This window comes from Streptomyces sp. NPDC054863 (assembly GCF_053610825.1).
On sequence record NZ_JBSGZD010000434.1, the window covers coordinates 1 to 4,750 of the forward strand.

At 71.1% G+C, this 4,750-nt stretch carries 4 protein-coding genes; 2 read left to right on the forward strand and 2 right to left on the reverse strand.

Going from position 1 to position 4,750, the window contains the following annotated elements:
* Positions 1–52 precede the first annotated feature (52 nt).
* The gene (locus ACWGIG_RS37065) at positions 53–1,369 is read right to left on the reverse strand and encodes an LCP family protein (protein WP_453326118.1); all 1,317 of its coding nucleotides are present in this window, start codon (positions 1,367–1,369) and stop codon (positions 53–55) included.
* Between the two features lie 106 nt (positions 1,370–1,475).
* Here ACWGIG_RS37065 and ACWGIG_RS37070 point away from each other — a divergent pair, with 106 nt between their 5' ends.
* The gene (locus ACWGIG_RS37070) at positions 1,476–2,024 is read left to right on the forward strand and encodes an acyl-CoA thioesterase (RefSeq protein WP_453326119.1); all 549 of its coding nucleotides are present in this window, start codon (positions 1,476–1,478) and stop codon (positions 2,022–2,024) included.
* A gap of 53 nt (positions 2,025–2,077) precedes the next feature.
* Here the strand turns inward: ACWGIG_RS37070 and ACWGIG_RS37075 are convergent, their stop codons facing one another.
* The gene (locus tag ACWGIG_RS37075; protein WP_453326120.1) at positions 2,078–3,556 is read right to left on the reverse strand and encodes an LCP family protein; all 1,479 of its coding nucleotides are present in this window, start codon (positions 3,554–3,556) and stop codon (positions 2,078–2,080) included.
* A 127-nt stretch (positions 3,557–3,683) separates the two neighbouring features.
* On the opposite strand from ACWGIG_RS37075, the gene ACWGIG_RS37080 reads away from it, so the two are divergent.
* Entirely contained in the window at positions 3,684–4,712 is a 1,029-nt protein-coding gene (locus tag ACWGIG_RS37080; RefSeq protein ID WP_453326121.1) for a glycosyltransferase family 2 protein, read from the forward strand.
* Positions 4,713–4,750 lie beyond the last annotated feature (38 nt).

Consider the following 4,750-nt stretch of genomic DNA (forward strand, 5'->3'; position numbering starts at 1 on the left):
GTGCACCGGGTCCAGGTCCGGGCCGCCCCCTCCCCGTCCGTACGGACTCCGCTCAGTCCGAAGTGACCGTGACCTTCTCGTCGTTCTGGATCTGCTTCACCAGCTGCTGCATCTTGGTCTTGTCCCAGATCACGTAGCCGTTGCGGATGCCCGACTTCGGCATGTTCATGGACTTGCCCTCGCCGCCGCTGATCCCCTTCATCGCGAAGAACATCTCGGCCAGGTCGAACAGCCCCATGTCCTTGTCCACGACCAGCGTGTCCAGGCCCGCCCCGAGCGTCGGGTACAGGGAGAACGGGTTGAGGATCGTGCCGGGCGTCGCCGCCTGGCTCGCCAGCGCGGACAGGAACTTCTGCTGGTTCTTGGTGCGCGCGAAGTCGGATTCGGCGAAGGCGTACCGGGTACGGACGAAGGCCAGCGACTGCTCGCCGTTGAGGGTCTGCTTGCCGGCCTGGAAGTCGGCGCCCGACTTCTTGTCCTTGAACGCCTTCGGGATGTCCAGCTCGACGCCGCCGAGCGCGTCCACGATGTTCGCGAAGCCGGCGAAGCCGATCTCGGCGTAGTGGTCGATGCGCAGGCCGGTGTTGTGCTCGACGGTACGGACCAGGAGCTCGGGGCCGTCCTCGGCGTACGCGGCGTTCAGCTTCACGCGGCGGTGCTGGTTCTCGAAGCGCTTGCCGGACTCCGAGCCGACGAAGGACGGGATCTCCACCTGCGAGTCACGGGGCAGCGACACCATGGTGTTCCCGCTGCTGCACGACGCCAGGATCATCATCGAGTCGGTGCGCTTGCCCGCGGCGGAGCCGGTGTGCAGCTTCTTCTTCTGCTCGGCGGTCATGCCCTCGCGGCTGTCGGAGCCCACCACCAGGTACGTCGTGCAGTCGCCCTCCTCGGGGCGGTCGATGACCTTGGAGAGGTCCACCTCGCGGCGCACCTTGGAGTCGGCCCAGAAGTAGGTGCCGATGGAGGTGACGGCGAGGACGGAGACGAGGGTGATCGCGCCGATCTTGATCCGGCGGCCCCAGTTCGGGGCGGGGCGCGGGCCCCTGCCGCCGGAACCACCGGGTCCGCCGGGGCCGCCGCCGGAGCGGTTGCCGCCGCCGTAGACCTGGCCGGTGTTGTAGCCGTCGTTCGGGCCGCCCTGGCCGGGGACCTGGCCGTACCCGTCGTACCCCTGCGCCTGCGCCTGCTGCGGCGGGACGCCGCGCGGCGGAGCCGAGGGGGCGGCGGGGTGCCGGTCCCCGGAGCGCGGGGCCTGGCCGCGCTGCACATGCCGCATCACCCGGGGGCCCTCGGGCTGCGCTCCTGCGCTGCCGCGGCCGTACCGGTCGTCGCGGTCGTCGTTTCGTGCACTGGGCCAGTCGCTCATGACTTCAGTGTGCAGGCAGGGTGCGGCGGCCTCACAGGGCAGGTGGGGAATCGGGGCAGGGCTGTTGCCAAGCTGATGCAATGCGCACCGGCATAAAGTAGAGGCCATGACAGATCAGGCCCAGGCCCCGGAAGACCTCATTCCGGGCAAGCCCACCTCCGCTTCCCGCACCACGCTCAGCCACATCATGACCGCCGCGGAAACGAATCTCCTCGGCACCGTGCACGGCGGCGTGATCATGAAGCTGGTGGACGACGCGGCGGGCGCGGTGGCCGGGCGGCACTCCGGCGGGCCTGCTGTCACCGCGTCGATGGACGAGATGGTCTTCCTGGAGCCGGTGCAGGTCGGCGACCTCGTGCACGTGAAGGCGCAGTGCAACTGGACCGGCCGCTCCTCCATGGAGATCGGCGTCCGGGTTCTGGCGGAGCGGTGGAACGAGTCGACCCCCGCCCAGCAGGTCGGCTCCGCGTACCTCGTCTTCGCCGCCGTCGATGCGGACGGCAAGACACGGCCCGTACCGCCGGTGATTCCGGAGACGGAGCGGGACCGGCGGCGGTACCAGGAGGCGCAGATCCGGCGCACCCACCGGCTCGCCAGACGGCGGGCGATCAAGGAGCTGCGGGATCGGCGGGCGGCCGAGGGGCTCAACGACTAGGAGCGCGGGGACCTGCGCGACCGGCCCCACCGACCCGCACGTCCACAACGCCCCTAGGGGCACACCACCTGGTCGCCCGTGGCCACCCCGAATTCGCCCTGGTACGCGTCCTGGGCCTGCACCCGTGTCACGGCCCGGTAGTCCGCCCCCGCCGTCACCCGCATCGTCCTGCCCTGTCCCTTGACCGCCTTCAGGTCGCAGCCCGGCAGCGCCGCCGCCAGGGACTGTGCGGAGCGGTCCCAGCGCGGGTCGTACTGCACGAGGGTGCGGGTCAGGTCGCGGCGTGCGCCGTTCCCCGGGATGCCGGTCGTACGGAACCCCGTGGCGCGCAGTGCCGCGTCGACCCGCTTGCCCAGGCCCGCCGTGCGCGTCCCGTTGTCGACCCGCACCTTGATCTGCTCGGGGGAGACCTCCACGGGCTTCCCCTTCGCCTTCCTGGGCCGCTGCACGGCCAGCGGCCGGTCCTCGCGCAGCGTCTGGAACAGCTTCTTCGACTTGACCGGGTCCCACTTCAGGGTGGAGCCGATGCCCTTGACCTGGAAGCCCATCCGGCCGATCGGCACCGACGTGAACTCCGACGACGCCGCGGTGAAGCCCCGCATCGCCTGCCCCAGCGCCAGCATCTCCGTCGTGCCGAAGCCGCTGTCGGCGCGCACCGAGCCGAGCAGCGTGCCGGCCACCTCGCGGAACTTCACCGGGTTCAGCAGCGCCCCGCTGTCCGTCGCCCGGGCGATGAACGCCGCCAGGAAGCGCTGCTGGCGCTGCATCCGGCCCAGGTCGGACGCCCCGTCGATGTGCCGGGAACGTACGTACTGGAGGGCCTCGCCGCCGCCGAGCCGGTGCGTGCCGGGGGCCAGGTCCAGGCCGGTGTAGCTGTCCTTGAGAGCGGTGGAGGTGCAGATGTCGACGCCGCCGAGCACGTCGACCGTCTTCATGAAGCTCGTGAAGTCGACCTCCAGGTAGTGGTCGACCTTGATGCCCGTCATGTGCTCGACGGTGCGGGTGGTCAGCGCGGGGCCGCCTTCCGCGTACGCCGCGTTGAGCTTGACCGGGTGCGACTTGTGGTGGTCGCCGGTCGTCTCGTCCGTGTGCTCGGGCAGTTCCGCGTAGCTGTCGCGGGGGAGGCTGACGACGCTGGCGCGGCTGCGGTCCTCCGAGACGTGCACGAGCATCACGGTGTCCGTGCAGTGGCAGGGCGCACCGCCCAGGCGGTACTTCTCCTTCTCCGCACGGGTGATCCTGTCGCGGCCGTCGGTGCCGACGAGCAGGACGTTCATCCCGCGCCCCGCCTCGGCCTCGGGCCGGTTCTTCATGTCCTTGAACGGGTCGACCCGGGCGATCTGGGTGTTCATGCTGGTCACCATGGCGTGCCCGATGCCGCCTGCCGCCAGGACCAGTACGGACAGGGTGGTCGCCGCCCGCATCCCCCAGTGCGGCCGTTCGTCCTGCTTGCGGCGGCGTTCCCGCCCGAGCGGCTTGCGTCGACGGCTGCCGCGCGGGCGCGGGGCGGGCGAACGGGGTGGCACGGGCACGGGGGACACCTCCGCTGGGGCACAGGACGGGGATCGCGTGCACCGTATGCCCATACGATCTGCGGCCCGGGGCAGTGGCACGGCCGCCGCGCGAGGCTGTCCCCCGTTCGCGGTAACGTGAGCCGATGTGAACGCCTACGCCTCCACCGCCCCAGCGGTCTCCGTGATCATGCCGGTCCTCAACGAGGAGCGGCACCTGCGCAACTCGGTCCGCCACATCCTGGAGCAGGAGTACGACGGCGAGATGGAGGTGGTGATCGCACTCGGCCCGTCCACGGACCGCACCGACGAGATCGCCGCCGAGCTGGTCGCCGAAGACCCTCGCGTGCACACCGTCCCGAACCCCACGGGACGTACCCCCGCAGCCCTCAACGCCGCGATCAAGGCCTCCCGCCACCCGATCGTCGTCCGCGTCGACGGCCACGGCATGCTCTCCGCGAACTACATCGCCACCGCCGTCCGCCTCCTGGAGGAGACCGGCGCGATGAACGTCGGCGGCATCATGAACGCCGAGGGCGAGACCCCCTGGGAAGAGGCCGTCGCCGCCGCGATGACCTCGAAGATCGGCGTGGGCAACGCCGCGTTCCACACCGGCGGCGAGGCCCAGCAGGCCGAGACCGTCTTCCTCGGCGTCTTCCGCCGCGAGGCCCTGGAGCAGCAGGGCGGGTACAACGAGGAGTTCATCCGCGCCCAGGACTGGGAGCTGAACTTCCGCATCCGCGAGGCCGGCGGTCTGATCTGGTTCTCGCCCGAGCTGAAGGTCCAGTACCGGCCGCGCCCGTCCGTCAGGGCGCTCGCCAAGCAGTACAAGGACTACGGCCGCTGGCGGCACGTCGTCGCCCGCTACCACTCCGGCTCGATCAACCTCCGCTACCTCGCGCCGCCGGCCGCCGTGTGCGCGATCGCCGCGGGCGTGGTCGTGGGCGCGGCCGTCACTCCGTGGGGCTTCGTGGTCCCGGCGGGCTACCTGGCCGCCATCACCGCGGGCTCCCTCCCGGCCGGCAAGGGCCTGTCCCTGAAGGCCCGCGCGCAGATCCCCGTCGCGCTCGCCACCATGCACATGTCGTGGGGCTACGGCTTCCTGACCTCGCCCAAGGCCCTCGCCAGGAAGGTCATCGCGAGCAGGCGGCCCTCGGTGCAGGGTGCGGGCGTGTAGGCGGCTCTCTCCTCCGTACGAGGAAGGGGGCCCGGGAC